The following is a 26,783-nucleotide window of genomic DNA, read 5'->3' as shown; positions in this document are numbered from 1 at the left end:
CGACCGCCTTTGAGTCGTTCTGGTCCAAACTGTCCGCGTCGCGTCGGAGCCTGACCCCAGCATACCGAAGGCCCGCCGCCGGGGAAAGGCGGCGGGCCATCGATGCTCGCGTCAGGTCCGTATCAAAAAGAAGCTGGCCTAAGATCAGGCCGACTTCTTCTTGTCGTCCTGGACCTCTTCGAAGTCGGCGTCGACGACGCCCGGCTCGTTCGGCTGGGCGCCCGGCGCCTCGCCGCCCGCAGCCGGGGCTTCGCCCTGGCCGGCCTTGTACATCGCCTCGCCCAGCTTCATGGAGACCTGGGCCAGGGCCTCGGTCTTCGCCTTGATGCCGTCCAGATCCTCGCTGTCCAGCACCGACTTCAGTTCGGCGACGGCAGCCTCCGCGGCGGTCTTGTCGGAGGCCGGGATCTTGTCGCCGTTCTCCTTGATGGTCCGCTCGGTGGTGTGGATCAGGGCGTCGGCATGGTTGCGGGCGTCGACCAGCTCGCGGCGCTTCTTATCGTCGGCCGAGTGGGCCTCGGCGTCCTTGACCATCTTCTGGATGTCGGCGTCCGACAGGCCGCCCGAGGCCTGGATGCGGATCTGCTGCTCCTTGCCGGTCGCCTTGTCCTTCGCCGTGACGCTGACGATGCCGTTGGCGTCGATGTCGAAGGTCACCTCGACCTGCGGCACGCCGCGCGGGGCCGGCGGGATGCCGACCAGATCGAACTGGCCCAGCATCTTGTTGTCGGCCGCCATCTCGCGCTCGCCCTGGAAGACGCGGATGGTGACGGCGTTCTGGTTGTCCTCGGCGGTCGAGAAGGTCTGGCTCTTCTTCGTCGGCACCGTGGTGTTGCGGTCGATCAGGCGGGTGAAGACGCCGCCCAGCGTCTCGATGCCCAGCGACAGCGGGGTGACGTCGAGCAGCAGGACGTCCTTGACCTCGCCCTTCAGCACGCCGCCCTGGATGGCGGCGCCGATGGCGACCACCTCGTCCGGGTTGACGCCGCGGTGCGGCTCACGGCCGAAGAACTGCTTCACCGCGTCGATGACCTTGGGCATGCGGGTCATGCCGCCGACCAGGATCACCTCGTCGATCTCGCTGGCCTTCAGGCCGGCGTCCTTCAGGGCCGCCTTGCAGGGCTCGATCGTGCGCTGCACCAGCTCGTCCACCAGGGCTTCCAGCTTGGCGCGGGTCAGCTTGATGTTCAGGTGCTTCGGACCGGTCTGGTCGGCGGTGATGAAGGGCAGGTTGACTTCGGTCTGCGTGGTGGACGACAGCTCGATCTTCGCCTTCTCGGCAGCTTCCTTCAGACGCTGCAGCGCGAGCTTGTCCTTGCGCAGGTCGATGCCCTGCTCCTTGCTGAACTCGTCCGCGAGATACTCGATGATCCGGCTGTCGAAGTCCTCGCCGCCCAGGAAGGTGTCGCCGTTGGTCGACTTCACCTCGAACACGCCGTCGCCGATCTCCAGCACGGAGATGTCGAAGGTGCCGCCGCCCAGGTCATAGACCGCTACGGTGCCGGACCCCTTCTTCTCCATGCCGTAGGCCAGTGCCGCGGCCGTCGGCTCGTTGATGATGCGCAGGACTTCCAGCCCGGCGATCTTGCCGGCGTCCTTGGTGGCCTGGCGCTGGCTGTCGTTGAAGTAGGCCGGGACGGTGATGACCGCCTGCGTGACCTTCTCGCCCAGATAGTTCTCGGCGGTCTCCTTCATCTTGGTGAGGATGAAGGCGCTGATCTGGCTGGGGCTGTACTTCTTGGAGTGCGCCTCGACCCAGGCGTCGCCGTTGTCGCCGGAGATGATGCGGTAGGGAACCAGGCCCTGGTCCTTCTTCGTTAGCGGATCGTCGAAGCGGCGGCCGATCAGACGCTTGATGGCGAAGAGGGTGTTTTCCGGATTGGTGACCGCCTGGCGCTTGGCGGGCTGGCCGATCAGCCGCTCGCCGCCCTGGCTGAAGGCGACCATGGACGGCGTCGTCCGCGCGCCCTCGGCGTTCTCGATCACCTTGGCGCTGCCGCCTTCCATAACGGCGACGCACGAGTTCGTGGTGCCGAGGTCGATACCAATCACTTTGCTCATGTTCAGCCTCTTTCGTTCGGCAGATGCGTGGCGGCCCGTCTGGTCCGGCACCGCCGCGATCCCCATAGGGTCGGTGAAACGTCGGTGGAGCGCTTGGGGTCCTGGTGTCCGGGGGCGACACATGAAAGCGATGCCCCCGGGTCCGGCCCGTGCTGGCGGAGATATAGGCGGAGCCGTTTCGGGCTGCAACAGGGTGGCGCGCCTTTCGGCCTGCAAAAGCGGGGAAAAAACGCGTCCCCGACACCCTGTGCCACATCGCCGTCGTCCCGTTGCTCCTGGCAATAGAATACCTGCGTATTCAAGTACGCAGGGACGAGTATCCCGATATTCAAGCACAATGATTCAAATCGTCACAGGTGTTACAAGAGATAAATCCTTAGCTCATGAACTAGTCAAGGAAGTTAACCTTTCATTAACAAGCAACCGCGTGCAAAGTGGCGTGCAATCAATTCACAGTTGCTATGATTATTCAAGTTTTGGAGAATCTAATAGTGAAAACTCAAAAGGAATATGCTATCTCGTTTGTCCATTGGGGATGACCGCAAGGGACGGGGCCGGCAATGCTGCCGCTGCCGCCGCCGAACCATGCGGTTCAATTGCGATGCTGGTCACACAGGTGTGAAAGGGAAGCGCGATGATGGACGAACGACGCGATGTGGCCCTGGCCATCAAGTCCTGCCTCGACAGCCTGATGAGCGATGCCACGCGATGCGATCTGGACGATCTGGTGCGCTTCCTCAGCCTCGCCGCCCTTGCGGCCGAAGAGGCCGCCGTCGCCCACGACCCGCATGCGCTGCGCATGAAGGCGCTGATGGCGACCGGCGCCGGCCACTGCTGACCGGCGCTCCCCAGTGACCGTGTTGCAGTGACGTTCCGAGGAGGCGGATGCCTTTCCGCCTCACAAAACCTGCCGCCTCACAAGATCTCCGCATTGCGGATGGCATCGTCGATCCGGCCCAGCATTTCGGCGCAGGATTCGTCGCCATCCATCAGGTCGGGCAGCGCGAAGCTGAACATGGCGACCGCGGCGACGGACCCCGCCGCATCGGCGCGCTCCGCACCGACCAGCCATAGATAATGCGTCTCCGCCCGGCCGTCCTCTTCCGTCCGCATCATCGCCTGGGCGATCACGGCGCCGTCGGCCCGGCTGTCCACGGTCCGGTCCCCCGCCCGCTGGTCCTGCGGCCGGACAAAGCGCAGAGCCATCTCCTGCAAGGTTGCGGCGGTGCCGCCGGAGTCCGGTCGCGGCACCACCCGGTCGGTCACCAGCCGCAGAACGCCCGCGGCCGGCGGCGGCGGCCGGAAGGTGCCCACCGGCTGCCCTTCATGCTCCTCCACATCGACGGCCCAGCCGGCCGGCAGCCGGAACCGCACCGTGTCGGCCCAGCCGATGTCGGAGCCCTGCGCGCTGCCTTGCCCGCCCCCCTGTCCGCCCCCCGGCCCGCTTGGTGAATAGGTGTCGTCGGCCATGGCCCGCTCCCGAAAATCGCCCGCTTGTGAAAACGCCCATTTCTGGAAACCGCGGCGCGCCTCGCGACGGCACGCCGGAAGCGGCACCATAGGCGCGGCGGAACCGGCAGCCAATGCCCGATTGATGCGGTCGGAAACGCCCCGGAATCGGCCCCGGAAACTGCCGATGCGGCCGGTTATTCCGGGATCAGGAACTGCACGCCCAGCCAGCGCCAGCGGCCGTCGGCGGCCGGCAGCGTGCAGTTGACGCGGGCGCGGCCCGGCGGGAAGGGATCGCGGATGCGGACCTCCACCCGGTCCTCGGCGATGCGTTCCAGCGCGGTGCGGCCCTGGCCGGTGGCGAAGCAGGCCAGCTTGGAGCTGTCGCCCACCCCGTCGGCGATGGTGAAGCCCAGCGGCGGCGGGTTGACGGTGACCAGCGGATCGTCGGGCGTCAGGTCCGACACCGGCAGCGGCAGCGCGTTGGCCGCCAGCTCGAACCGGTCGGCGCTGCCGTAGGTCTCGTTCATGACGAAGCGCGGCAGGCTCCAGGGATCGGCCTGCGGATGCATAACCCCCGACTGCTGGCCGAAGGCGGCGGTGAAGCCCTGGTCGATTACCATCTGCCGCACCGCCAGCGAATATTCGCCCTGCGGATAGGCCAGGACGGCCGGGCGCCGCCCCAGCTCCGCCTGGAAGCGGTCGGACATCCGGCGCAGGTCGGCGGCGAGCTGGTCCGGGCTGCGCGCCAGCATCGACTGGGTGGAAGTGCCGAGCGCCCCGATGGTGACGCCGGCCGCCGCCAGCTGACGGATTTCGCCCCAGGTCATGTGGGCAGGGGAGCCGCGGTCCACCGCATCGGTGGCGACGAACAGGGTGAAGGGCAGATTGGCCGCCTTCAGCCGCGGCCAGGCCTCGGTGAAGGCGGAGCGGCTGGCCTCGTCGATGGTGATCGCCACGGTGCGGTCGGGCAGCGGCTTGCCGGTGCGCAGGGCGTCCAGGATCTTCGGCAGAGGCAGGACGGTGTAATCGCCGTCGGTCAGCTCGTCCAGATGCGCTTCGAACTGGTCGATGCGGATGCTGATCGACGGGTTCTGGTCCTCGCCGAAGCGGTCATAGGCGAACACCACCGCGCTGGCGCCCTGCGGAGAGGCGGCTTCGGCGGCGGCGGGCCGGGACACCGGCACGAACGCGGTCCAGATGGACAGCGCGGCGGCGGCGACTACCGAGACGGCACGACGGAACGGCATGGCGCCCTTGCGGAAAAGGCTGATTGGGGCGACCTCCGCCCCAACGCAAATGATGTGCCACAGTCCCCGTCCTGCGAACAAGCGCTGTCCGCCGCTTTCCTGCGGAGAGCAGAGATGCGGTGCGCGCGTGCAACAATGGAACGCCTCCGGCGTAGCACACGTAGAAATGAGCTTGGGCAGTTGAGTTCGGGCCGGTACCGGCCGCCCCTGTCTCTACATCAGCCGGCCGCCGGCCGCGGCGTCGGTCAGCAGCGGGTAGCGTTCGGCATCCGGCAGCTGGTAGTGCCACCATTCCGAGGGGTAATGCTCCCAGCCCGCCCCCACCATCACGCCCAGCAGCAGGGCGCGGTTGCGCTGCTGTTCGGCGGTCAGGTCGATGCGGCCATGGTGCGACCGCTCGGTCATCGCGTCGAACCCGGTGCCCATGTCCAGGGGCACGCCGGCGGCATCCACCAGCGTCAGGTCGATCGCCACGCCGCGGGTATGGTTGGACCCCAGCCGCGGGTCGGCGATATAGGTGGGGTCGGGGAAGGCGTGCCAAAGCCTCCATTGCGCCTCCGCCGGGCGGAAGGCATCGTACACCCGCAGCCGGCAGCCGATGCCGCGGGCCAGCCGGATGGCGTCGGCGAGCCGGCGGGCCGCGTCGGGGTGCAGCATGCACACCGCCGAGCGGTAGATCGGCACGCCCGACAGATTGTCGGCGGTGGCGTAGAGAAGCTCCAGGTCGATGTCGAAGGCCGGAGGCGTGATCTCGGTCAGCATGAACAGGGCAACCGTCGGCGTATGGGGAAGACGATCGTCCTGTAGCATGGCCACGGCGCCGTCTGCCATGGTCGCGGGTCTGCCATTCCCATGCGGGCGGGTTCCGTTTCGGGGGAATGCCGGGCAGGATGGAAATCCGTGGCGGCTGGGCTTGCGTATTATGATCGGGCCGTCCGCGGGTCGCGGCGGCAGGGAAGGTGGGGTGATGAAGGTTCTGGGTCTGGATACGGCCACGTCCGGCTGTTCGGCGGCCGTGTGGGATGGAACGGCCGGTCAGGATGACGGGGCGCGCGTGACCGTCCGGCGCAGCCCGCCGATGGCGCGCGGGCAGGCCGAAGTGCTGGTACCACTGGCGCAGGAGGTGCTGGCCGAGGCCGGCGCCGGCTTCGCCGAACTCGACCGCATCGCCGTCACCGTCGGGCCGGGTGCCTTCACCGGGCTGCGCATCGCGCTGGCCGCCGCGCGCGGCATCGCCGTCGCCCAGGACCTGCCGGTGATCGGCATCACCAGCTTCGACGCCATCGCCCATGGCGTGCCGGCCGCCGAGCGTGCCGGCCGTTTCCTGCTGGTTGCCGTCGACAGCCGGCGGGCGGAACCCTTCCTTCAACTCTACGACGCGGCGCTGGCCCCCGTCGGCGATCCGGCGATGCCCGATCCGGCGGCGATCCCCGGCTGGCTCGACGGGCTGTACCCGTCCGGGCCGCTGCTGCTGGCCGGCGACGCGGCGGCGGCGGTGGCGCCGCTGCTGGCCGGGCGTGCCGATCTGGCCCTGGCGTCCGGCGACGGGCTGCCGGATGCGGCCGTGGTGGCGGCGCTCGGGGCTGTCCGCCCCACCGGCCAGCCGGCCGAACCCTTCTATCTCCGTCCGCCCGACGTCACCCTGCCGAAAACGGGGGGGCCGAAGACCACGGAGCCGAAGACCGCGGCTGCCGGGCCAGGGAGCAAAGCCGTACCGGGCGGAGGAGCCGCGGCATGACCGCCGCCGTCCGCCTCCACCCCGCCGGCCTGCTGGAGGCCGGTGTGGTGGCGGCCCTGCAGCAGGCCTGCTTCCCGGACGATCCCTGGGACGAGGCGTCGGTCGCCACCCTGATCGTCCCGCCGGCCGGCTTCGCCGCCATCGCCCTCGATGACCGGGACCGGCCGCTCGGTTTCGTGATGGCCCGGGTCGCGGCGGAGGATGCGGAGATCCTCGCCATCGGCGTGCTGCCGCAGGCCCGCCGCGGCGGCATCGGCCGCCTGCTGGTGGAGGCCGCGGTCGGCGGATCGCAGGACCTGGGTGCGACTGCATTGTTTCTTGAAGTCGCCGAGGATAACCCGGCAGCTTCGAGTCTATACAAGGCCAGTGGCTTTTTTTCCGTCGGACGCCGCCCTGGATACTACAAACGACCGGATGGACGGGTCGCGGCACTTGTTCTGCGCCGCAATCTTGACGGGGCATAGGGGTTAATTTTTCTGCACGATCAGGCGATGGACTCCATCCGGCTCATCCATTCGTTCGGGGTGGACAGACAGAATGCTGTGACCCAACTCGATCAAGGATCGTGGAACGTTTTCCAAGGGTTCACCGGCATTCAGCCGGACTTCGAGGGTCTGCCCCGCGTCCATCCGCTCCACCATCAACTTGGTCTTGACGAAGGTTAACGGACAAACCTGCGAGGTGATGTCGAGAAACAAGTCTGTGGAGATTTTTTCGGTCACCGATTCCTCTTTGTTCCAAAGGATGGATATTGCACGATGCAGGAAACCTCTTTATATGGTGAGGTACGAATGCCGCGGAGCAAGCTTACATGAGCAACGGGTCCCCTTCCAACGCGCTGTTGTCTCTGACCACGGAGATCGTGGCGGCGCATGTCTCCAACAATACAGTCGCACTGACCGATCTTCCGACTCTGATCGAGCAGGTCTACAAGTCGCTGGCCAATGTCGGCACCGAACCGGTGGTGGCGGAAGAGCGTCCGCAGCCTGCCGTGCCGATCAAGAAGTCGGTCACGCCGGACTATATTGTGTGCCTGGAAGACGGCAAGAAGCTGAAGATGCTGAAGCGCCATCTCAAGACGGCGTACAATATGACCCCAGAAGAATACCGTGACCGCTGGGGCCTGCCGGCCGACTACCCGATGGTCGCGCCGAACTACGCCCGCCAGCGCAGCTCGCTGGCCAAGCAGATCGGTCTCGGTACCCGCGCCCGCCGCGGCGCCTGAGGATTGGGGGTTCCGCAGGGCGGACCGGTGCCGTGCCGGCGCCGCCGCCCTTTCCGCCCCCTTCCCTTCCTTCCCGTGCCCGACCATCCCGCCTTCGCCGCGGGTGGCCCGTCCGGCAGGGCATCGGCGCCGCCTCACGCTCCGGCGCTCCGGACTCCATAACTGCAAAATCACGCAGGCCGATTTCACGCAGGCCGATCCGCTGCCGCTCATAGGGTGTCGGTCATGGCTCCGGCCAAGGGTGTTGGCTGACCGCGTGCCGCGCCGTCGGCTACGATGTCGGTTGACCGGCAACCGGCGGATCGTGTTATGCCTTGTGGTGCGTGCGACTCTGTCGTCCCGACCCAGCCGCTGCGGCCCGGCCGCCGTGGCCCGGCGGTGGCAGGCAGGGAGGCGCAGCGCATAGTCCCGAACCATCATCGCAGCGGACCCTCGACATGGCTGATGCAAGCTTGGACCAGCCGGGCATGACCCGGACTAGCCCGGAGCGGCGCGAGGCGTCCGCACCCGATGTCTCCGGTGTCGGCGGCGAGAAGCTGGCGGACGGCATTCGCCTGGGCACCCTGGAGGTGCGGCTGGCCCGCTCGGCGGAAGAGATCGATTGGGCGCAGGCGCTGCGCTACCGCGTCTTCTATGAAGAGATGGCAGCGGTTCCCTCGCCGGCGATGCAGGCCCGGTCCCGTGATTTCGACGATTACGACGGTGTGGCCGACCATCTGCTGGTCATCGACCATGCCCGCGGCAACGGCCCCGACATGGTGGTCGGAACCTACCGGCTGATCCGCCGTCCCGCCGCCGAGAAGGTCGGCCGTTTCTATTCCAGCGACGAATACGACATCGGCCGCCTCGCCAGCTATCCCGGCGAGGTGCTGGAACTGGGGCGCTCCTGCGTCGATGCCGGCTATCGGTCCCGCGGCAGCATGCAGCTGCTGTGGCAGGGCATCGCCGCCTATGTGTTCCAGCACGACATCGCCCTGATGTTCGGCTGTGCCAGCCTGCCCGGCACCGATCCGGATGCGCTGGCCGAGCCGCTGTCCTACCTCTACCACCATCATCTGGCCCCGCCGGAGCTGCGGGCGACGGCCTTGCCGGAACGCTTCGTGTCGCTGAACCGCATGCCCAAGGACCAGATCGATCCGCGCCGCGCGCTGAACATCCTGCCGCCGCTGATCAAGGGCTATCTGCGGCTGGGCGGCTTCATCGGCGACGGTGCCGTGATCGACCATCAGTTCAACACCACCGACGTCTGCATCGTGGTGAAGAGCGATCTGATCACCGACAAGTATGCCAAGCATTACGAGCGTCGCAGCCGCGACAGCCAAGCCGGCTGAGGCAATCATGAACCGCACCGCGCGCGCCTTGGGCTCCTCCGGCCGCGGCGCCCTGCGCCTGACGGTCTATCTGCTGTGGACGCTGCTGCTGATCCCGCTGCAGGCCCTGGCGGTGGCGCGGAACTGGCGTCTGTGCCGCACCCTGCCCGCCTTCTATCACGGTGTCTGTGCCCGGCTGATCGGGCTGGACGTGGTGGTGCGCGGCCAGCGGGCCGACGGGCCGGTGCTGTTCGTGTCCAACCACTCCTCCTACCTGGACGTCATTGTGCTGGGGTCGCAGATCCCCGGCTCCTTCGTCGCCAAGTCGGAGGTCGGATCCTGGCCCTTCTTCGGCCTGCTGGCCCGGCTTCAGCGCACGGTGTTCGTGGAACGCAAGGCCCGCGCCTCGGTTGACAAGCAGCGCGACGACATCGGCAGCCGTCTGGATGGCGGCGACAGCCTGATCCTGTTCCCGGAGGGCACCTCCAGCGACGGCAACCGCACCCTGCCCTTCAAGACCGCCCTGTTCGCCGTCGCCGCCCGCCGCATCGACGGCCATCCGCTGACGGTGCAGCCGATCAGCGTCGCCGCCACCCGCCTGGACGGCATCCCGATGGGCTTCGCCTTCCGCCCCTTCTATGCCTGGTATGGCGACATGGATCTGGCGCCGCACCTGTGGCAGGCCTTCCGCCTGGGCGGCATGACGGTGGAGGTGGAGTTCCATCCGCCGGTGACCATCGACGGCTTCAGCAGCCGCAAGGCGCTGGCCGAGCATTGCCATCGGGTGATTTCCGACGGCGTCGCCTGCGCCATCTCCGGCCGTCCGTCCGTCCCTGTTCCGGCGACAGAAGCCACGTCTCCGGCCCCCGCTCCCACCGCCGCGAGTGCTTGATTCCGCTCTTGTATCCGATGCGGCACTCGCCTATAAACAGCGGGCGCGCGGGTGTAGCTCAATGGTAGAGCAGAAGCTTCCCAAGCTTACGACGAGGGTTCGATTCCCTTCACCCGCTCCAAATGCCATGCCGGCTGCATGGCATCCGGCCTTGGGCCGCTTTCCTTCCTGAAAATTTGAAATTTCAAAGACGGGCGGTTCGCACCGATGGGTGCGGATGGGCGCTCTCTTTTGCGTGGGCGGTTCGCCGATGGCGCAATTGCTCGAAGAGCCCCGATCTCTGAAGCTGGGCGATACCGTTCAGCAGCGAGAGGGGAACCGCCGATGCCGCCGATCGAAAGAGCCCGCAGGCTGAGCCGCTCGCTGCAGGCACGCTTCCGCATCGACCTGTTCTCCGCCCTTGTGGAGCGCGAGTTCGAACGGCGTCTGGCCGACGCCATCGTGGAGGCCGAACGCGACGCCTACCGGCGCGGGCGTGAAGAGGCACAGGCGGGGCTGGCCGCCGGTGCGGTCAGTCCAGTTCAGCGGCCGGAAGCGGCGGTTCGGCCGGACGGCCCGCCCATGACCATGTAAGGCCGGCGCGCTCGGCGCAGGCATAATGCCAGGGGCTCTGGTCGCCATGCCCGGCCCAATGCGGGTCGCCGGCACGGATCGGCCGGCCACAGGAACAACACAGCGGCCCGTTGCGGCCGGCACGGCCACCATGCGCGCGCGATGCGCCGGTCTTGGTCGACTTCGACTTCGGCTTCGGTTCCCAGCCCAATGAGGCGGGATGCCGTCCATACAGCGCCATGGTGGTTCCCCCGGTTCGCTCTGATTGCGTTCGCCCTGATTGCGGATGATCCCCCGATCCCGGTCCGGCGACCCTCGCAACGAATCCTCCGAAAACGAGGCCGCCGAAAACGAGGCCATCGATAACGATGCCGCCGTGACGGGGCGAGAATGCCGTCCCCGGCCCGCTTTGCCAACGACAAGGATGGACAGGATCCAACCCGAAATCGCCGGGCTCGCACCTGTGCAATCTTTCAAAACCATTTCCATCACAGGGCGCCAGGACAGAAGACACACAATAATCACCGGCTTTGACGACGGGAGACACATGATTGCGCCTCCCAACTTTCGGTGGTTGCCAGCCGGTCGTCTTTTGGTCTGTTTCCGGTCACATCGATGTTCATATCTGGTTAACCGTCCGGGACTAGCGTCCGCCGCCTTCGCTGCACTGCGGCATGTTCTTCGTGCGAAGGCGCTCCATGACGGCATTTCTACTGGATTATCTTCCGACCCTGACCTCTCAGTCCGTCACGCTGTCGCCGGTTGCGGCAACCGGCATTGCTGGACTGTCGGCGGCCACCCTGTCGACGCTGCTCGGCGGCCGGCGGGCGATCCTGCTGGCGCAGGCGACCGCCTCCTCCCTCTTCCTGCTTCACTTCCTGTTGCTGGGCGCCCAGACCGGCATGCTGATGTGCGGGCTGGGGTTGATCCAGATGGCGGTGCGTATCCGCCGGCACCCCGGCCGGGTGCTTGGCCTTCTCTATGGGCTGACCGTGCCGGCGGCCCTGGCGGTGGCGGTGCTGAGCTGGCAGGGGCCGATGTCGGCGCTGTCGGCGACCGGTTTCCTGCTGGCCACGCTCGGCCGCTGGCAGAGCGGGGTTGGGCGGATGCGCCTGTGCTTCATCCTGGCGACCCTGGTCGGATCGGGACACAATCTGCTGGCCGGCTCGGTCTTCGGGCTGGTGTCGGACGCGATGGGCCTGTCCGGTCATTGCATCGGCCTGTGGCGGGCGGGGATCTTCCGCAGCCGTCCGTTCCACGCACGCGTCGCCTCCGACCAAGTGGCGGCATAAGGCGTTCTCGTCCGTCTTCCCGGCCTGTCTCTCCAGGCCTGTCTCTCACGGAGTGCTCCCGGTGGCTGGTGGGAACATTCAGCCCTGCGCATTGGTTGTGGCACCGTAGGGGACGCATGGGAGGGCTTGCCGTCATGGAAAAGGACGAGATCGTCGATACGCTGAACGAGCTGATCCGGATCGTCGAGGACAGCCACGAAGGCTACCGGCAGGCCGCCGAATCCGCCGAGGACGAGGATCTGAAGGCCCTGTTCAACGATCTCGCCGCCCAGCGCGGCGCCATCGTGCGCGAGATTCAGCGGCTGGTCGCCGAACAGGGCGGGGCGCCGGACATGGGCGGCACCATGCTGGGCGGCGCCCACCGCTTCTTCCTGGAACTCAAATCCACCGTGCTCGGCCATGACCGGGCCGCCATCATCACCGAGGTCGAGCGCGGCGAAAGCGAATGCCTGCGCCGCTATGACGAGGCGATGGCGAAGGAGCTTCCGCTGCCGATCACCGCGGTGATCGCCCAGCATCTCGACCGCATCCGCGTCGACCGGGACCGCATGGCGGCCCTGCGTGGGGTGGTGGCTTGATGGTGCGTCGCAGCATTGCGGGTGTGGAAAAGCGGGCGTAGGCTTTTTCCAATGGCTGCAACGAACCGGTACGGCCGCAGGGTTGTGCCGCAGCCATTGCCGATCATCCGGCTCCGGTGGCCGGATGTCCACTCCACCTGGACATGGATTGATGAACAGCGACAAACCGAAGACCGCGGATCCGGTCGGCAACGATCTGGTGACGATGGGCGCTTTCGCCCTGTATCGCGCCGAGAATGCCCACCGCGTGTCCGAATTCGAGAAGTCCCAGAATGCCGAGGCGGCCATCGCCGCCGATTTCGACGCCTACCGCACCCGTTACCTGCGGAAGTTCAAGGATGTCTTCGAAAGCCTGTCCCAACAGGGACTGACCGTCACCCGCGCGGTCTGAGCGTCCTATGGACGGCGCCCGGCACGGCGACTGCCGTCCGGGCGCCGTCCACCCCGCTTTCCGTCTTCAAACGCCGCCGCCGCCGCGGCAAGCCGTCCGCACCGACGGATCGCGGCTTGAAACGAATGGGAAAGCTGCCGGGCCGCCGCTATACTGCGCGGCATGGCCCGTATGCTGTTCCTCCGCGACATCGACGCCGACGTGCAACTGCGCTGCCGCGCCTGCGGACATGGCGGCGTGCTGCCCCGTGCCATGCTGGAGCGGCGCTTCGGCCCCAATTACCCGGTTCTGTCGATTGCGCCGCATTACCGCTGCTCACGCTGCGACTCCCGCGACATCGAAAGCCGGCCGATCCTGGCCGTTCCGTCGCTCCCCACCGCTGCCCCCGCCGATGACGAGCCGTCCTTCGACGCGCCGCTGGCGGCGCTGAACGGGCTGCTCGCCTCGCTGCGGGGAAACGATGGGCCGGACACGGCCGGGGACAGGGATCCGCCCGCTCCGCCGCCCCCGCCTCCCCCCGTCCCCACTCGCGCCAAGCCCCTGTCGGAGCTTCCGCTGTCCGACCTCGTGGCCGACGGCCCGGGCGATGGCGAGGCCGAACCGTTGTGGGAGCCGGTCTCCCTCGCCGACATGGCGGCCCGGCTTGGCCGCAGCTCGCCGCCCGATGAGTGGGACGACGATCCGGACGAGGAACCGACTGCGGGCGATCCCGGGTTTCCGGCCAAGCTCCCGGCCAACGACACGTTGCCGGAACCGGGGGGCATTCCGGACGATGATGATGAGGATGGCGACGACGAGACGCTGATGGCGATGCGCCAGCTGCTGGCGCAGGCCTATGGATCGGATGACGAGTTCGATGACGATCAGGGGGATGATCGGGGGGGCGATCAGGAGGACGAACGGGACGGCGCCATGCCGCAGTCTCCCGCCGGGCGCGCTGCGAACCCCGCTGACCGCCGGCCTGCCGACGATTTCGACAGCGACGGTTTCAGCGACGATTCGAGCGGCGGAAGGCCTGCCTCCGGCCATGACGATGACGAACCGCCGGTCTTCTCGCACAAGGTTCTGGTGCGCCGGGATTTCGAGGACGAATGGGCCGATAGCGATACCGATACCGATGCCGACCCCTGGGCGGCGGACGCGGACGACGACGACCGCGAGGACGGGTTCGACCACGGGGAGCCGGACGGCGAGGAACCGTCGGAGGAGGACATCCTGTCCTTCGCGATCCGCGACCCGGAAAAGCCCGTCAAAGCCTCCCGTCCCGCCAAACCTGTGCCGCCGCCGGCCGCCGAGCCGCTCGACTTCGATCAGCACCGCGCCGAACGCCGCGCCCTGCGCCCGTCGCCGCCGGAGGACGAGGAAGGCTTCGACCGCACCCTGGCCGCCCTGCGGTCGATGATCGAGGATGCGGCGAGCGGGACGGAGGAGGAAGACGCCCCGCCCCCGCCGCGCAGGACGTCGCGCGGCGCTGGCCAGACGGCCGACAGGTCCGCGGCGAAGCCGGTGGACAAGCCTCTCCCCCGCGAGGAGGAAGAGGATGAGCCGCCGGCCGGGCGGGACGATGACGATGGCTGGTCGCTGCCGGCCGGCTGGGGCGATCCCGACCCGGCGCCGGAGCCGCCAGCACCGGAGTCCGCTTCCCCCGACATGCCCCCCGCCGGGCGCCGCTCGGCCCAGGAGCGCGAGATCGAGGAGGCGATGAAGGCCCTGCGCGTGCTGATCGAGGACGAGGTGAATGCCGACCCGCCGGTGTCCCCCACAGCATCTCCCCTGCCATCTCCCCCGGCGCCTCCGCCGACTCAGCCGAAGCCCCGCGCCGGCAAACCGCGCCAGGCCCGCGGCGGACCGGCCGCGCCGGATGCCGTCCGTCCGCAAAGCGTCCAGGCACCGGACGTGGCACCGCCGGACGAGGACTTGTCCGGCAAGCCTGCCGGCGAGCCGACGCCGCTCAGCAAGACCATAGCCGCGCTGCGCGGCATGCTGGAGCTGGACGGCCGGCGCAAGCGCTGACGCGCCCCGTCCCCTCCGGCCGGAGGCCGCTTATCTCCGCAGGCGCTTTTCCTGCATGATTTCCAGCTGCAGCTGCTGGATCTCGGTCAGCCGCTGCCACTGGCGCTGGATCAGATAGTCCATCTTCTCGTGCAGGTGCCGGATTTCCAGTTCGGCCTTCAGGTTGACGCGATAGTCGTTTTCCGAGCGCAGGCGGTCCTTCGCCTCCTGCCGCTTCTGGCTCATCATGATGACCGGCGCCTGGATGGCGGCGAGACAGGACAGCAGCAGGTTCAGCAGGATGAAGGGATAGGGATCGAAGGCGCGCGCATCGCCCTCGATGATGTTGATCAGCATCCACACGCCGAGGAAGAAGGCGAAGGAGATCAGGAAGGCCCAGCTGCCGCCGAAGGTGGCGAGGCCGTCCGACAGCCGTTCGCCCAGCGTGCGGTGGTCGTCGTATTCCTCCTCCGGGTTCTCGGCCAGCGTCTCGTGCCGGGCGAGGCTTTCGGCGACCTCGCGGTCCAGCTCGCTGAGTTCGCCATGCTCCTCCTTCAGCAGCTCGGCGACATAGAGCGAGCGGTAGCGCGCCAGCTCCTGCCGGCTGATCTGCGCGTCATGCTCCAGATGCGGGTGGTCGTGGCGGATGCGGTCGGCCAGGCTGGGGCGCAGCGCGTCGAGCGCGATCAGGTCGCGCTTCGGCCGGCGCTTGCCGCTGATGGCGCAGGGTTGACGCTTGGACGCCAGCAGGCCGCCGGCCTCCTCCTCGCCGGACGGGAAAGTCGGCTCCGCGGACTCGTCACCGTCTTCCGGTGGAAACTGATGATCGGCCATGACGTCGCCCTCCCTGCATGCACACTCCGGCGCGGGCGACTTTATGCCTGATTATTTTGACAATCCGGTTAAATCACCGAAAGGCGAAGACCGCAGGTAAGGAAGCGGTCGCCTTGCAAAGACTGGACATGACCGGCGATGCCCGTCGCACCGGCTGTCCATCGGGCAATTCCAGATGAATTCCGGTTCATCTTCGCCCCAAACGGACAGTGCCAACGGAAAAGGGGCCGCCTTGCGGCAGCCCCTATCCTTACTTGACCGATGGGCCTTACCTGTGACCCGTGTCCGGGACGGTCAGCCGATGCGCCAGACGTCCGGGCTGTTCTCCAGCCGCTTCAGGACGGCGACGCGCTGCTGCTCGATCTCCTCGGGCAGGCGGTCGCCGAAGCGGTTGAACAGCTCCTCCTGGTCCTTCGCCTCGGCCTCGGCCTCCTTGCGGTCGATGTCCATGATCTTGGCGAACTTGTCGGCCGGGAAGGTCAGGCCGGACCAGTTCAGATCCTGGTAGCGCGGGGAATAGCCGAAGGGCGATTCCGCCACGTCGGTGGCGCGGCCGCGGACGCGGTCGACGATCCACTTCAGCACGCGCATGTTGTCGCCGAAGCCCGGCCAGACGAACTTGCCGTTCTCGTCCTTGCGGAACCAGTTGACGCGGTAGATGCGCGGCAGGCTCTCGACCTTGCCTTCCATCGACAGCCAGTGGTTCCAGTAATCGGCCATGTTGTAGCCGCAGAAGGGCAGCATGGCGAACGGATCGCGGCGGATGGCGGCCTGGCCGACGGCGGCGGCGGTGGCCTCCGAGCCCATGGTCGCCGCCCAATAGACGCCCTCGCGCCAGTTGTAGGCCTCGAACACCAGCGGGAAGGTCTTCGACAGGCGGCCGCCGAAGATGAAGGCGCTGATCGGAACGCCGGCCGGATCCTCCCAGGCCGGGTCGATCGACGGGCACTGGGCGGCAGGGGCGGTGAAGCGGCTGTTCGGGTGGGCGGCGACGCGGCCGCAGCCCGGGGTCCAGTCCTTGCCCTGCCAGTCGATCAGGTGCGCCGGCGCCTCGTCGGTCAGGCCTTCCCACCACACGTCGCCGTCGTCGGTCAGCGCGACGTTGGTGAAGATGACGTTGTGGTCCAGCGTCTTCAGCGCGTTCGGGTTCGACTTCACGCTGGTGCCGGGGGCGACGCCGAAGAAGCCGGCCTCCGGGTTGATGGCGCGCAGCGTGCCGTCAGGCTGCGGCTTGATCCAGGCGATGTCGTCACCGATGGTGCGGACCTTCCAGCCCTCGAACTCCTTCGGCGGAACCAGCATGGCGAAGTTGGTCTTGCCGCAGGCCGACGGGAAGGCGGCGCCGACATAGGTCTTCTCGCCGGCCGGGCTTTCCACGCCGAGGATCAGCATGTGCTCGGCCAGCCAGCCCTGCTCGCGGCCCATCGCCGAGGCGATGCGCAGGGCGAAGCACTTCTTGCCGAGCAGCGCATTGCCGCCATAGCCGGAGCCGTAGGAGACGATGCGGTGCTCGTCGGGGAAATGGACGATGTACTTGTTGTCGGCGTTGCAGGGCCAGGCCACGTCCGGCTGGCCGGGCTCCAGCGGGGCGCCGATGGAATGCAGGCAGGGCACGAAGTCGCCGTCGCCCAGGATGTCCAGCACCTTCTGGCCCATGCGGGTCATCAGGCGCATGTTGACCGCCACATAGGGGCTGTCGGAGATCTGCACGCCGATGTGCGCGATGTCGGAGCCCAGCGGACCCATGCTGAACGGCACCACATACAGGGTGCGGCCGCGCATGCAGCCTTCGAACAGGCCGTCCAGCTTGGCCTTCATCTCGGCCGGGTCCATCCAATTGTTGGTCGGACCGGCTTCCTCGCGCGTCTTCGAGCAGATGTAGGTGCTGTCCTCGACACGGGCGACGTCACCCGGATCGGAGCGGCAGAGGAAGGAGTTCTGGCGCTTGGCCTCGTTCAGGCGGATGAAGGTGCCGGCCTCGACCATCTCGTTGCAGAGACGGTCGTATTCCTCCTGCGAACCGTCGCACCAGTGAACGCGCTCCGGCTTGCATTTCAGGGCGATCTCCTCGACCCAGGCCAGGAGCTTCTTGTTCCGCGTCCGTGTGTTACCAGTCATATCGTCCCTCTCGAAGGCTGGGCCGGTATCGCCGCGCCGGGCATGCCCCTTGTCCGGGGATCCCGCGGCCGGTCCGGCCGTTCTTTCGTCCGTTGTCGTGTCAGATGGATGGCATCCGCCGCATCAGCGGCGTGCCGGTCCGAACGGGCGGCCGGGCTGCGAACCCGCCGCGATGCGCGGCACCGGCAGGGTGCGGCGACGATACGGTGCAAAAGGCGGTCCTGAGGCGACAGGTCTGGGGGCCAATGGCCCGGACGGGAAACGGGTCGATCCGTTATGGTCCACTGAAGTGTTCTCCTGGTTGCGCGTGCCCGCGCGCCGCGTTTTTGTTTTTGGTGCGGCGCCCGGTGGTGTCGAAGCGACCTCTCGGCTGGTCGTTCAAGGCTGACGGTTGGCTTCTCGTCTCTCTCGTTTTCGTTTTTCGCTGACCGTTCTTTTTGTTCTTTTCGATTTTTTCTTGTTCTTGCGCGGCGGCACGGCTGTCAGGTGCCTCCGCCGCCGTCCGGTCGGGTTCCAGCCGTTCTTGTCCCGGATGTCGATCCTCCGGGTTGTCCCGACCCGTCCGGCGGCCGGACCAGCGTGTCCAGCATCAGTTTAGCCGATTCGGGGTCATGGATTCTCTGCTCAAAATCGACGCGGGCGACGTACCCCCCGCGTCGCAGGTCGCATCCCTCCGGGTCGATCCCGGTCAAGCTCCAGCCGTCCTTTTCACCATCGGTGGCGGGCGCCAGCCGGGGGCCGTACCCCTCGCCGTTCAGCCGGTCGAGCAGCGCCGCCTCGCCCGCCGCCAATGCAGGCGCGGCAGCGGGGAGGTCCAGCTCCGCGGCGGACAGCCAGTGGATGCGGCCGAAGCCGGCGACCAGATGGGCACGCTCCACCGCGACGCGGTAGATCGCGAAGTCGCCGAAACCGGCATAGAGGGCTGCGTCGGGATGGCGGCGCAGGTAGCGCGCGCGGTGGTCCGGATCGTCCGACTGCCCGGCCCGGCCCTGGACCGACAGGCGCGCGCCGGTCAGCGGCTGCGCCAGTCCGGCGGTGCCGTCGAACAGCAGCCCGACCCGGCCGTCGGCCAGCAGGTTGCGCGTGTGGTCGGCGAGCGTGGACAGGAGAAGCAGCGGGCTGCCGTCATGGTCGAACGCCACCAGCACCAGCGAGGGGTAGGGCCAGCCGGCGGCGTCCGCCATCGCCCCGGTACCCTCGTCGGGCGACCGCTGCACGGTCGCCAGAGCGGCGCGGTCGCAGGCGCGCATCAGGCGCCGGGCGCGCAAGGCCGGAGCCATGGTCGCCGGAGCCGGGTTGGCTTGAGCCGCGCCGGGCCGGTCGGGGCCCGGCGGCGTCGCGCCCCCCTGGCCGTCCGAAGTGGCGCCGGCCGGAGAGGACGCGGAAAGGGCGTTCGAAAAACTCATTCCAAAACGAGCGCGTTCTCCCGCGCAGCACCGTTGTTCGGCGCCGCATTGCCGCCATATTGGCCCATACAAATGCTGCGGGAAAAGAGAAAACTGCCGCTGGTACCTGGACTCTGGCATAAAGTATTGGAATGACCACTCGTCCTATGCCTGATGTTTCCGCTAACATTACCGGGTCCCGGCAGTTCGACCGCTCCAACCTGTCCCCGACTGTCGGCACCCGACCGTCAGTTCCCCACTGTCCCTGCCCCGCTTCGATAGGATCAGTTACGACCATGGCCCACACCGTCGCCCTGGTGGATGACGACCGCAACATCCTGGCCTCGGTCTCCATCGCCCTGGAGGCCGAGGGCTTCGACGTGCGCACCTACACCGACGGCGCCGAGGCGCTGCGCGGATTGAGCCAGCGCCCGCCCGACCTCGCCGTGCTCGACATCAAGATGCCGCGCATGGACGGCATGGAGTTGCTGCAACGCCTGCGCCAGACCAGCCAGATGCCCGTCATCTTCCTGACCAGCAAGGACGACGAGCTGGACGAGCTGATGGGCCTGCGCATGGGCGCCGACGACTACATCAAGAAGCCCTTCTCGCAGCGCCTGCTGATCGAGCGCATCCGGGCGCTGCTGCGGCGCGAGGCCCTGCGCGGCGAGAGCCCGGAGGTCGATCCCGGCCAGATCATCACCCGCGGCCCGCTGCTGCTGGACGGCGCGCGCCATGCCTGCAGCTGGAAGGGCCAGCCGATCGACCTGACCGTGACCGAGTTCCTGCTGGTGCGCGCGCTGGCCCAGCGGCCGGGCCATGTGAAGAACCGCGACCAGCTGATGGACGCGGCCTATGGCGAGCATGTCTATGTCGACGACCGCACCATCGACAGCCACATCAAGCGGCTGCGCAAGAAGTTCAAGGCCGTCGACGCCGACTTCTCCCAGATCGAAACGCTCTATGGCGTCGGCTACCGGTACAAGGAATAACGCGGTGTCCACGCTCGGCGGGGCAAGGGTCGGAACAGGGGGCGGGGCTGGGGGCGGGAAGCGGCGGAGGCCGGGGGGCGTCTCGCCGCTGACCCTGCGCATCCTTGCGGTCAACGTGCTGGCGCTGCTGGTGCTGCTGGCGGGGCTGCTCTATCTCGGCCGCTACCAGGACCGGCTGATCCAGGCGGAGACCGAGGCGCTGGCGACGGAGGCGCGCATCTTCGCCTCCGCGCTCGGCGAAGGGGCGGTGAACCGCATCCTGACCGCCCCCTCCCCCACCGGCGACGAGAGCGGCGAGCGGTTCGAACTGGCGCCCGAATTGGCGCGGCCGATGATCCGCCGGCTGGCGGAGGCGACGTCGACCCGCACCCGCCTCTTCGACATCGACGGCCACATGCTGTCCGACAGCCGGGTGCTGGTGGGATCGCAGGGCCGCATCGAAATCCGCGAGCTGCCGACCCCGCCGTCCGGCGATCCGGTCAGCCGGGCGATCAACGACCTCTACACCCGCCTGATCGACGTGGTGCCCAGCCGCGAAGGCCTGCCGGTCTACCGCGAGCAGCCGGGCCAGCCCAACCCCGACGTGGAGCGCGCGCTCAGCGGCGAGGCGGCGGCCACCGTCTGGCGCGTCGACGGCGCCGGAGGCGATCCGGAACTGCTGCTGACCGTGGCGGTTCCGGTCCAGCGCTACCGCGAGGTGCTGGGGGCGGTGCTGCTGACCCGCGGCGGCGGCGAGATCGACCGCGCCATCCGCTCCGTCCGCTTCGACATCCTGCGGGTGTTCGGCGTGGCGCTGCTGGTGACCATCGGCCTGTCCTTCTATCTGGCCGGCACCATCGCCCGGCCGATCCGCCGGCTGGCCCAGGCCGCCGACCGGCTGCGCACCAGCCACGGGCGCCATGCCGAGATCCCCGACCTGACCCGCCGCGGCGACGAGATCGGCGAGCTGTCCGGCGTGCTGCGCGAGATGACCGATGCGCTGTGGACGCGGATGGACGCCATCGAGCGCTTCGCCGCCGACGTCGCCCACGAGATCAAGAATCCGCTGACCTCGCTGCGCAGTGCCGTGGAGACGGCGGAGCGCGTCAGCGACCCGCGCCACCGCGACCGGCTGATGGCGATCATCGCCGACGACGTGCAGCGGCTGGACCGGCTGATCAGCGACATCTCCAACGCCTCCCGCCTGGATGCCGAACTGTCGCGGGCGGAGCCGGAGCCGGTGGACATCGGCCTGCTGCTGACCATGCTGGCGGAACTGCGTCAGACGGTTGCCGCAACCATGGACGAGCGGGTGGCGGCCGGGAACGACGACAGGGAGGACGACGGCGAGGACGGCGGGACCCGGCTGCGGCCGCCGCGGGTCGTGCTCGACCTGCCGGCCGCCGAGCGGCTGGTGGTGCCGGGGCTGGAAGGGCGCCTGACCCAGGTGTTCCAGAACCTGATCGACAACGCCCTGTCCTTCTCGCCGCCCGGCGGCACGGTGCGGCTGACCGCAAGGCGCAGCGGCCGCAGCGTCAAGGTGGTCGTGTCGGACCAGGGGCCGGGCATCCCCGACGGCAAGGAGGAGGCGATCTTCGACCGCTTCTACACTGAACGTCCGGCGGGCGAGAAATTCGGGACCCACTCCGGTCTCGGCCTATCGATTGCCAAGCAGATAGTCAGCGCACACAATGGTTCTGTATTTGCGAAAAATCGTTATGTATCGGACGGGACCATCGAGGGCGCCGACTTCGTGGTGACTCTGCCTTTGCTGTGAGAAACTCTGCGGAATTTCATACATCCTTCCCACTCTCGGCTAGACAAGCCCAGTCCAACCATCGATCATGGTCTTGGTCGTTCTCGCTTGTCGGCTGCCGGGTCGGACGGACCATGCCGGTCCGGTTGTATGTGCCTGCACCATGCGGCAACGGGAGGGTGGCCAAACCCCGGGACAAAGATGTGGGGTCGCCATGCCTGAGTGCGTTCCGCCCGAATCCTCCTCCGTGCACACGCTGTCCCCGACCGGCCGCCGTTCCGCCGCCCCCGGTTCCGTTGCCGGTGCCGCGCCGGGCGACGTCGTCGACCTGCGCCGCTACCGTCTGGCCCGCCTGATCCGGGATGCCGGCCGGCAGCAGGGGGAGCTGGCAAGGATGATGCGGCAATCCGCGCAGGAGCGGACCCAGCTTGCCGAAGCCCTCCAGGGGGCGCAGCGCCACCTCGCCAGCATCGCCGACAACTACAAGGTCCTGCTGGTGCGGCTGAAGCGGGAGAAGGACTTCCGCGACGCCTGCCAGGAGGCGGCGGAGCTGGGGGATCTGGACGAGATGATCCGCCGCCGCGACGCCCTCGCCCTGGAGCTGGAGGCGATCCGCCGCACCCCCCGCGGCGCCGCCGGCGCCTGACGGCGCGCATCGGCACCATTCGCGCCGGTGTTCTGAGCCCGACCGTTCGCACGGCGATTATCCGCACCGAAAGAACGGTTGGAAGCGGATGGGGGATCCCGGACAGGTTTCCCCGCCTGACCTTGTGGGACACCGTTCCGTTCCCATTGACAGAACCTGCGCCACGTCTCACCTTCGCCAGACTATGGTGACGATTCACGGCACCTGCGTCTTGCTCTCCGGCATCGGCGTGCTGCTGCGTGGGGAGTCCGGACGGGGAAAATCGGATTTGGCCTTGCGACTGATCGATGGCGGAGCCTTGCTGGTCGCGGATGACCGGGTGGCGCTGCATTGCGAATCCGGCCGCCTGACCGCCTCTCCCCCGCCCGCCCTGGCCGGGCTGCTGGAGGTGCGGGGCGTCGGCATTCTTCCCGTTCCGTCGGCCGGGCCGGCCCCCGTCGGTCTCGTCGTCGACCTGCTCGAGCGTGACGAGGTGGACCGTCTGCCGGAGGCGGAGACCGACACGCTGCTGGGCGTCGCCCTGCCCCGTCTGGGCCTGCACGCCTTCGATGCCTCCACCCCCGCGAAGATCCGCCTTGCCGCCGCCAGCCTGTGCGGCGGACGGCTGGACCGGGTGCCCGCCAGCCTTTCGGCCCTATCATGAAACCTCCCGACACTCTGATGTCCGACGTGCCGGCCGACCCTGCCGCCCCTGCCGCCCGCGGGCGCATCGTTCTGGTCACCGGCATGTCGGGGGCCGGCATGTCGGTGGCGCTGAAGGCGCTGGAGGATCTGGGCTACGAGGCGGTGGACAATCTGCGCCTGTCGCTGGTGCCGGCCCTGATCCGGCAGGCCGATCCGAAACGCCGGCCGCTGGCCCTGGTGATCGACAGCCGCACCCGCGACTTTTCCGCGCAGAACTTCCTCGACGAGCTTGAGGAGCTGCGGCGCGACGGCGATCTCGACGTCCGCCTGGTCTTCCTGGAGTGCGGCGACGAGGTGCTGCAACGCCGCTTCACCGAGACGCGCCGCCGCCATCCGCTGGCGGAGGACCGCACGGTGCCCGACGGCATCCAGCGCGAACGCGCCCTGCTGTTCCCGCTGAAGGAGGAAGCCGACGTCACCATCGACACGACGCAACTGTCCATTCACGATTTGCGGCGCATCCTGTCCGGGCATTTCCGGCGTGACGCCCAGGCAGCCTTGCAGGTGTTCGTGACCTCCTTCTCCTTCCGCCAGGGTCTGCCGCGCGAAGCCGATCTGGTCTTCGACGTGCGGTTCCTGACCAACCCGCATTACGACCCGGAGCTTCGGCCGCTGACCGGCCTGAACCCGGCCGTTGCCGCGCGGGTGGAGAGCGATCCCGATTTCCCCGCCTTCTTCGGCAACCTGACGGAGCTGCTTCGCCCGCTGCTGCCGCGCTACAACCAGGAAGGCAAGAGCTACCTGACCATCGCCATCGGCTGCACCGGCGGCAAGCACCGGTCGGTCTTCATCGCCGAACGGCTGGCGGCATGGCTGAAGGACCAGGGGCTGCGGGTCAATCTCAGCCACCGCGAGCTGGAGCGGCTGGGCTTGCGGACCGCCGGGGCCGGCCCCGCCTCCAATCAGCAGGCCAACAACCAGGCCAACCATCAGGGATGATGCAAATTGCGCCTTGACGACCATGCGTCCAACCAACGATCCAGATGCGATGAGCGCTGCCGCCCCGCGGCGGCGGCCCTCGCGCAGGTCTCCGGGGAGGACCCAACCTTGAAGGATGTCCCATGATCGGTATGGTTCTTGTCACCCACGGGCGGCTGGCCGAGGAATTCATCGCCGCACTGTTCCACGTGGTGGGCGAACAGCAGCAGGTGCGCGCCGTGTGCATCGGCCCGGACGACGACATGGAACAGCGGCGCCAGGACATCCTGAACTCGGTGGCGGAGGTCGATGACGGGTCGGGCGTCGTGGTGCTGACCGACATGTTCGGCGGCACGCCGTCCAACCTCGCCATCTCCATCATGGACAAGGCGAAGGTCGAGGTGATCGCCGGCGTCAACCTGCCGATGCTGATCAAGCTCGCCAGCGTGCGCAAGACCGAGCCGCTGGACAAATCGGTGATCGCCGCCCGCGATGCCGGACAGAAATACATCAACGTCGCCTCCACCCTCCTGTCGGACTGACCGCCTGCGATGAGCCCCCCCGACGACACGGCATCCGCCGACGGCGAAATCCGCCGCACCGCCACCATCACCAACCAGCGTGGCCTGCACGCGCGCGCCTCGGCCAAGTTCGTCAAGCTGGTCGCCACCTTCGACGCCGAGATCTCGGTGCGCCGCGGCGAGTCCGTGGTGTCCGGCGAGTCGATCATGGGGCTGATGATGCTGGCCGCCGGTCCCGGCACCACGGTCGAGCTGCGCGCCAGCGGCGCCCAGGCCGATGCCGCGATGGACGCCCTCCTGGACCTGATCAACCGCAAGTTCGATGAAGAATGATCTGCCCCCCGCCGTCCCGGCCAGCGGCCCGACCGGCGGCCCGGTATCCGGCCCCGACCGCGGCGGTTCCGGCGGCACCCCGTCGCCCGAGCCGATGAGCGGTTCGGCCAACACGTCCGCCAGCACGGCCGCCAGCGCTGCGGCGCGCGCCCTGCGCGGCCTGGGCGTGTCGCCCGGCATCGCCATCGGCCCGGCCCATGTGGTGGAAAGCGGCGCCGTCGCCATCCCCGAATACGCCGTCGAACCGCAAGCGGTCGAGGCGGAGGTCGCGCGCTTCAACGAGGCGGCGACCAAGGCGCGCCGCCAGATCAAGAAGCTGAAGAGCAAGGCGCTCGTCCTGCCCGACTCGGCGTCGGAGGAGATCGGCTTCCTGCTCGACGCCCACCTGTCGATGGTCACCAACTCGCGCCTGACCCGCGGGGTGGAGCATCGCATCAAGCAGGACCGGATCAACGCCGAGGCCGCCATCCAGGCGGAGATCGCCACCATCGCCGCCACCTTCGCCGGCATGGACGACGCCTATCTCGCCGGCCGCATCGACGACATCCGCGAGGTCGGGCGGCGGCTGACCCGCAACCTGATGAAGCAGGAATACCGGGCCTTCAGCAGCCTGCCCCCCGGCAGCATCATCCTGGCGGAGGAACTGACCCCCGCCGACACCGCCCTGCTCGACCCCACCGTCGTCGGCGGCTTCGCCACCGTGCTGGGCGGGGCGGAGGGGCACACCGCCATCCTCGCCCGCTCGCTCGGCCTGCCGGCGGTGCTGGGCGCCCCCGGCCTGCTGGCCGGCGTGCGCAACGGCGTGACGGTGATCGTCGACGGCCTGCAGGGCCGCGTGCTGATCGACCCGCCGGCCGACGTGCTGGCCGATTACAGCGAACGCCGCGCCGCCCGCGAGCGCGAGCGCCAGGGGCTGAAGAGCCTGCGCAAGCTGCCCGCCGTCACCCGTGACGGCACCGCCATCACGCTGATGGCGAATCTGGAGCTGCCGCGCGATCTGGATCACGCGCTGGAGCATGGCGCCCAGGGCATCGGCCTGCTGCGGACCGAGTTCATGTTCATGAACCGCGACCATCTGCCCGACGAGGACGAGCAGTACGCCGTGCTGCGCACCATGATCGAGGGGATGGGCGGCCGCACCGTCACCGCCCGCACCATGGATCTGGGCGGCGAGAAGCTGGCCGGCTGGATGGCCGGGCGCTATGGCGAGCCGGCCAACCCGGCGCTGGGTCTGCGGGCCATTCGCCTCGGCCTGCGCGAACCGAAGCTGCTGGAGACGCAGCTCGCCGCCATGCTGCGCGCCGGCGTCCACGGTCCGCTGCGCATCCTGCTGCCGATGATCGCCTCGGTCACCGAGGTGCAGAAGGTGCGCGAGATGATGGGGCAGGTCGCCCGCCGGCTGCGCCGCCGCGGCGTCGCCATCGCCGACCCGCTGCCGCCGGTGGGCGTGATGGTGGAGGTGCCGGGGGCGGCGCTGGCCGCCGACGCGCTGGCCTATGCCGCCGATTTCTTCTCCATCGGCACCAACGACCTGACCCAGTACACGCTGGCCATCGACCGCGCCGACGAACAGGTCGCCACCCTCTACGACCCGCTGCATCCGGCCGTGCTGCGGCTGATCCAGTTCACGGTGGAGGCCGCCCTGCGCGCCCGCATCCCGGTGTCGGTCTGCGGCGAGATCGCCGGCGATCCGCGCTATACGGCGTTGCTGCTGGGGTTGGGCGTGCGCGAACTGTCGATGGCGCCGCTGGCGGTGCCAGCGGTGAAGAAGCGCATCCGCTCGCTCGACCTGGTGGAGGCGGGCCGCCGCGCCCGCGTCATCATGGACCAGAGCGACAGCGGCCGGATCGCCACGCTGCTGGACGATTTCAACGCGACCCTGTGAGG

Annotated in this window: 28 protein-coding genes and 1 tRNA gene; 21 read left to right on the top strand and 8 right to left on the bottom strand. The window is 68.3% G+C overall.

What is annotated here, in order from left to right; all coding sequences use genetic code 11:
• Positions 1–144: 144 nt before the first annotated feature.
• The gene (gene dnaK / locus ABNQ40_RS29875; protein ID WP_109052287.1) at positions 145–2,061 is read right to left on the bottom strand and encodes a molecular chaperone DnaK; all 1,917 of its coding nucleotides are present in this window, start codon (positions 2,059–2,061) and stop codon (positions 145–147) included.
• A gap of 337 nt (positions 2,062–2,398) precedes the next feature.
• Here dnaK and ABNQ40_RS29870 point away from each other — a divergent pair, with 337 nt between their 5' ends.
• Both ABNQ40_RS29870 and ABNQ40_RS29865 read left to right on the top strand, forming a co-directional pair.
• Complete coding sequence (locus tag ABNQ40_RS29870; RefSeq protein ID WP_391348253.1) at positions 2,399–2,683, top strand: hypothetical protein; 285 nt, start codon at positions 2,399–2,401, stop codon at positions 2,681–2,683.
• A 12-nt stretch (positions 2,684–2,695) separates the two neighbouring features.
• Positions 2,696–2,899, top strand: a complete 204-nt coding sequence (locus ABNQ40_RS29865; protein WP_098740861.1) for a hypothetical protein — start codon at positions 2,696–2,698, stop codon at positions 2,897–2,899.
• Positions 2,900–2,976: 77 nt separating this feature from the next.
• On the opposite strand, the gene ABNQ40_RS29860 is transcribed toward ABNQ40_RS29865, so the two are convergent.
• The 3 genes from ABNQ40_RS29860 to ddpX all read right to left on the bottom strand — a co-directional run bounded on the left by ABNQ40_RS29860 (position 2,977) and on the right by ddpX (position 5,522).
• On the bottom strand, positions 2,977–3,531 hold the full coding sequence (locus ABNQ40_RS29860) for a hypothetical protein (RefSeq protein WP_247880120.1): 555 nt from the start codon (positions 3,529–3,531) through the stop codon (positions 2,977–2,979).
• Between the two features lie 176 nt (positions 3,532–3,707).
• Positions 3,708–4,760, bottom strand: coding sequence for a polysaccharide deacetylase family protein (locus ABNQ40_RS29855; RefSeq protein WP_109052288.1), 1,053 nt, complete (start codon positions 4,758–4,760; stop codon positions 3,708–3,710).
• 213 nt (positions 4,761–4,973) lie between these two features.
• On the bottom strand, positions 4,974–5,522 hold the full coding sequence (ddpX, locus tag ABNQ40_RS29850; protein WP_109491215.1) for a D-alanyl-D-alanine dipeptidase: 549 nt from the start codon (positions 5,520–5,522) through the stop codon (positions 4,974–4,976).
• 205 nt (positions 5,523–5,727) lie between these two features.
• Between ddpX and tsaB the strand changes: the two genes are divergently transcribed.
• Positions 5,728–6,498 carry a tRNA (adenosine(37)-N6)-threonylcarbamoyltransferase complex dimerization subunit type 1 TsaB gene (gene tsaB / locus ABNQ40_RS29845; RefSeq protein WP_109052289.1) on the top strand — a complete coding sequence of 257 codons (771 nt, stop codon included), beginning with the start codon at positions 5,728–5,730 and terminating at the stop codon, positions 6,496–6,498.
• Complete coding sequence (locus ABNQ40_RS29840; protein WP_109052290.1) at positions 6,495–6,962, top strand: N-acetyltransferase; 468 nt, start codon at positions 6,495–6,497, stop codon at positions 6,960–6,962. The genes tsaB and ABNQ40_RS29840 overlap by 4 nt, the downstream gene beginning before the upstream one ends.
• Before the next feature lie 3 nt (positions 6,963–6,965).
• Here ABNQ40_RS29840 and ABNQ40_RS29835 read toward each other — a convergent pair whose 3' ends face one another.
• Complete coding sequence (locus ABNQ40_RS29835; RefSeq protein ID WP_098740857.1) at positions 6,966–7,220, bottom strand: sulfurtransferase TusA family protein; 255 nt, start codon at positions 7,218–7,220, stop codon at positions 6,966–6,968.
• Positions 7,221–7,309: 89 nt separating this feature from the next.
• On the opposite strand from ABNQ40_RS29835, the gene ABNQ40_RS29830 reads away from it, so the two are divergent.
• The 9 genes from ABNQ40_RS29830 (at position 7,310) to ABNQ40_RS29790 (ending at position 14,751) form a co-directional block, all read left to right on the top strand.
• Complete coding sequence (locus ABNQ40_RS29830) at positions 7,310–7,723, top strand: MucR family transcriptional regulator (RefSeq protein WP_014249126.1); 414 nt, start codon at positions 7,310–7,312, stop codon at positions 7,721–7,723.
• 437 nt (positions 7,724–8,160) lie between these two features.
• The gene (locus tag ABNQ40_RS29825) at positions 8,161–9,054 is read left to right on the top strand and encodes a GNAT family N-acetyltransferase (RefSeq protein WP_109052291.1); all 894 of its coding nucleotides are present in this window, start codon (positions 8,161–8,163) and stop codon (positions 9,052–9,054) included.
• A gap of 7 nt (positions 9,055–9,061) precedes the next feature.
• Positions 9,062–9,925 carry a 1-acyl-sn-glycerol-3-phosphate acyltransferase gene (locus ABNQ40_RS29820; protein ID WP_109052292.1) on the top strand — a complete coding sequence of 288 codons (864 nt, stop codon included), beginning with the start codon at positions 9,062–9,064 and terminating at the stop codon, positions 9,923–9,925.
• Positions 9,926–9,972: 47 nt separating this feature from the next.
• Positions 9,973–10,046, top strand: a tRNA-Gly gene (locus ABNQ40_RS29815).
• Positions 10,047–10,249: 203 nt separating this feature from the next.
• Positions 10,250–10,498, top strand: a complete 249-nt coding sequence (locus ABNQ40_RS29810) for a hypothetical protein (protein WP_109052293.1) — start codon at positions 10,250–10,252, stop codon at positions 10,496–10,498.
• 677 nt (positions 10,499–11,175) lie between these two features.
• Positions 11,176–11,769: a YgjV family protein gene (locus tag ABNQ40_RS29805; protein ID WP_158285636.1), complete on the top strand. Its 594-nt coding sequence runs from the start codon at positions 11,176–11,178 to the stop codon at positions 11,767–11,769.
• Positions 11,770–11,903: 134 nt separating this feature from the next.
• Positions 11,904–12,347: a PA2169 family four-helix-bundle protein gene (locus ABNQ40_RS29800; RefSeq protein ID WP_109052295.1), complete on the top strand. Its 444-nt coding sequence runs from the start codon at positions 11,904–11,906 to the stop codon at positions 12,345–12,347.
• A gap of 151 nt (positions 12,348–12,498) precedes the next feature.
• Complete coding sequence (locus ABNQ40_RS29795) at positions 12,499–12,738, top strand: hypothetical protein (RefSeq protein WP_109052296.1); 240 nt, start codon at positions 12,499–12,501, stop codon at positions 12,736–12,738.
• 171 nt (positions 12,739–12,909) lie between these two features.
• Positions 12,910–14,751 carry a hypothetical protein gene (locus ABNQ40_RS29790; RefSeq protein ID WP_146255536.1) on the top strand — a complete coding sequence of 614 codons (1,842 nt, stop codon included), beginning with the start codon at positions 12,910–12,912 and terminating at the stop codon, positions 14,749–14,751.
• 30 nt (positions 14,752–14,781) lie between these two features.
• On the opposite strand, the gene ABNQ40_RS29785 is transcribed toward ABNQ40_RS29790, so the two are convergent.
• From ABNQ40_RS29785 to ABNQ40_RS29775, 3 genes are all read right to left on the bottom strand, one after another.
• On the bottom strand, positions 14,782–15,564 hold the full coding sequence (locus ABNQ40_RS29785) for a DUF1003 domain-containing protein (protein ID WP_109052298.1): 783 nt from the start codon (positions 15,562–15,564) through the stop codon (positions 14,782–14,784).
• Positions 15,565–15,858: 294 nt separating this feature from the next.
• A complete protein-coding gene (locus ABNQ40_RS29780; RefSeq protein WP_109052299.1) occupies positions 15,859–17,682 on the bottom strand; it encodes a phosphoenolpyruvate carboxykinase (GTP) in 1,824 nt (607 codons plus the stop codon).
• A gap of 482 nt (positions 17,683–18,164) precedes the next feature.
• Positions 18,165–19,088 carry a HugZ family protein gene (locus tag ABNQ40_RS29775; protein ID WP_109052300.1) on the bottom strand — a complete coding sequence of 308 codons (924 nt, stop codon included), beginning with the start codon at positions 19,086–19,088 and terminating at the stop codon, positions 18,165–18,167.
• A 275-nt stretch (positions 19,089–19,363) separates the two neighbouring features.
• On the opposite strand from ABNQ40_RS29775, the gene ABNQ40_RS29770 reads away from it, so the two are divergent.
• The 8 genes from ABNQ40_RS29770 to ptsP all read left to right on the top strand — a co-directional run bounded on the left by ABNQ40_RS29770 (position 19,364) and on the right by ptsP (position 26,781).
• Positions 19,364–20,059 (top strand): response regulator transcription factor, encoded by a 696-nt coding sequence (locus tag ABNQ40_RS29770; RefSeq protein WP_109052301.1) that lies wholly within the window; start codon positions 19,364–19,366, stop codon positions 20,057–20,059.
• Positions 20,031–21,815 (top strand): stimulus-sensing domain-containing protein, encoded by a 1,785-nt coding sequence (locus tag ABNQ40_RS29765; protein WP_391348240.1) that lies wholly within the window; start codon positions 20,031–20,033, stop codon positions 21,813–21,815. The genes ABNQ40_RS29770 and ABNQ40_RS29765 overlap by 29 nt, the downstream gene beginning before the upstream one ends.
• A gap of 226 nt (positions 21,816–22,041) precedes the next feature.
• Positions 22,042–22,440 carry a hypothetical protein gene (locus tag ABNQ40_RS29760; protein WP_247880121.1) on the top strand — a complete coding sequence of 133 codons (399 nt, stop codon included), beginning with the start codon at positions 22,042–22,044 and terminating at the stop codon, positions 22,438–22,440.
• A 184-nt stretch (positions 22,441–22,624) separates the two neighbouring features.
• The gene (locus tag ABNQ40_RS29755; protein WP_109052304.1) at positions 22,625–23,083 is read left to right on the top strand and encodes an HPr kinase/phosphorylase; all 459 of its coding nucleotides are present in this window, start codon (positions 22,625–22,627) and stop codon (positions 23,081–23,083) included.
• 17 nt (positions 23,084–23,100) lie between these two features.
• The gene (rapZ, locus tag ABNQ40_RS29750; protein WP_109052305.1) at positions 23,101–24,063 is read left to right on the top strand and encodes an RNase adapter RapZ; all 963 of its coding nucleotides are present in this window, start codon (positions 23,101–23,103) and stop codon (positions 24,061–24,063) included.
• Positions 24,064–24,185: 122 nt separating this feature from the next.
• On the top strand, positions 24,186–24,584 hold the full coding sequence (locus ABNQ40_RS29745) for a PTS sugar transporter subunit IIA (protein ID WP_042690507.1): 399 nt from the start codon (positions 24,186–24,188) through the stop codon (positions 24,582–24,584).
• A gap of 9 nt (positions 24,585–24,593) precedes the next feature.
• Entirely contained in the window at positions 24,594–24,896 is a 303-nt protein-coding gene (locus tag ABNQ40_RS29740; protein ID WP_109052306.1) for an HPr family phosphocarrier protein, read from the top strand.
• The gene (gene ptsP / locus ABNQ40_RS29735) at positions 24,886–26,781 is read left to right on the top strand and encodes a phosphoenolpyruvate--protein phosphotransferase (RefSeq protein ID WP_109052307.1); all 1,896 of its coding nucleotides are present in this window, start codon (positions 24,886–24,888) and stop codon (positions 26,779–26,781) included. Before ABNQ40_RS29740 ends, ptsP begins: the two co-directional genes overlap by 11 nt.
• The last annotated feature ends 2 nt before the right edge of the window (positions 26,782–26,783 follow it).

This window comes from Azospirillum sp. A23 (genome assembly GCF_042938965.1).
Classification (GTDB): domain Bacteria; phylum Pseudomonadota; class Alphaproteobacteria; order Azospirillales; family Azospirillaceae; genus Azospirillum; species Azospirillum melinis.
Note: the sequence above shows the minus strand (reverse complement) of the source record. Positions and strands in the feature narration are given on the sequence as shown.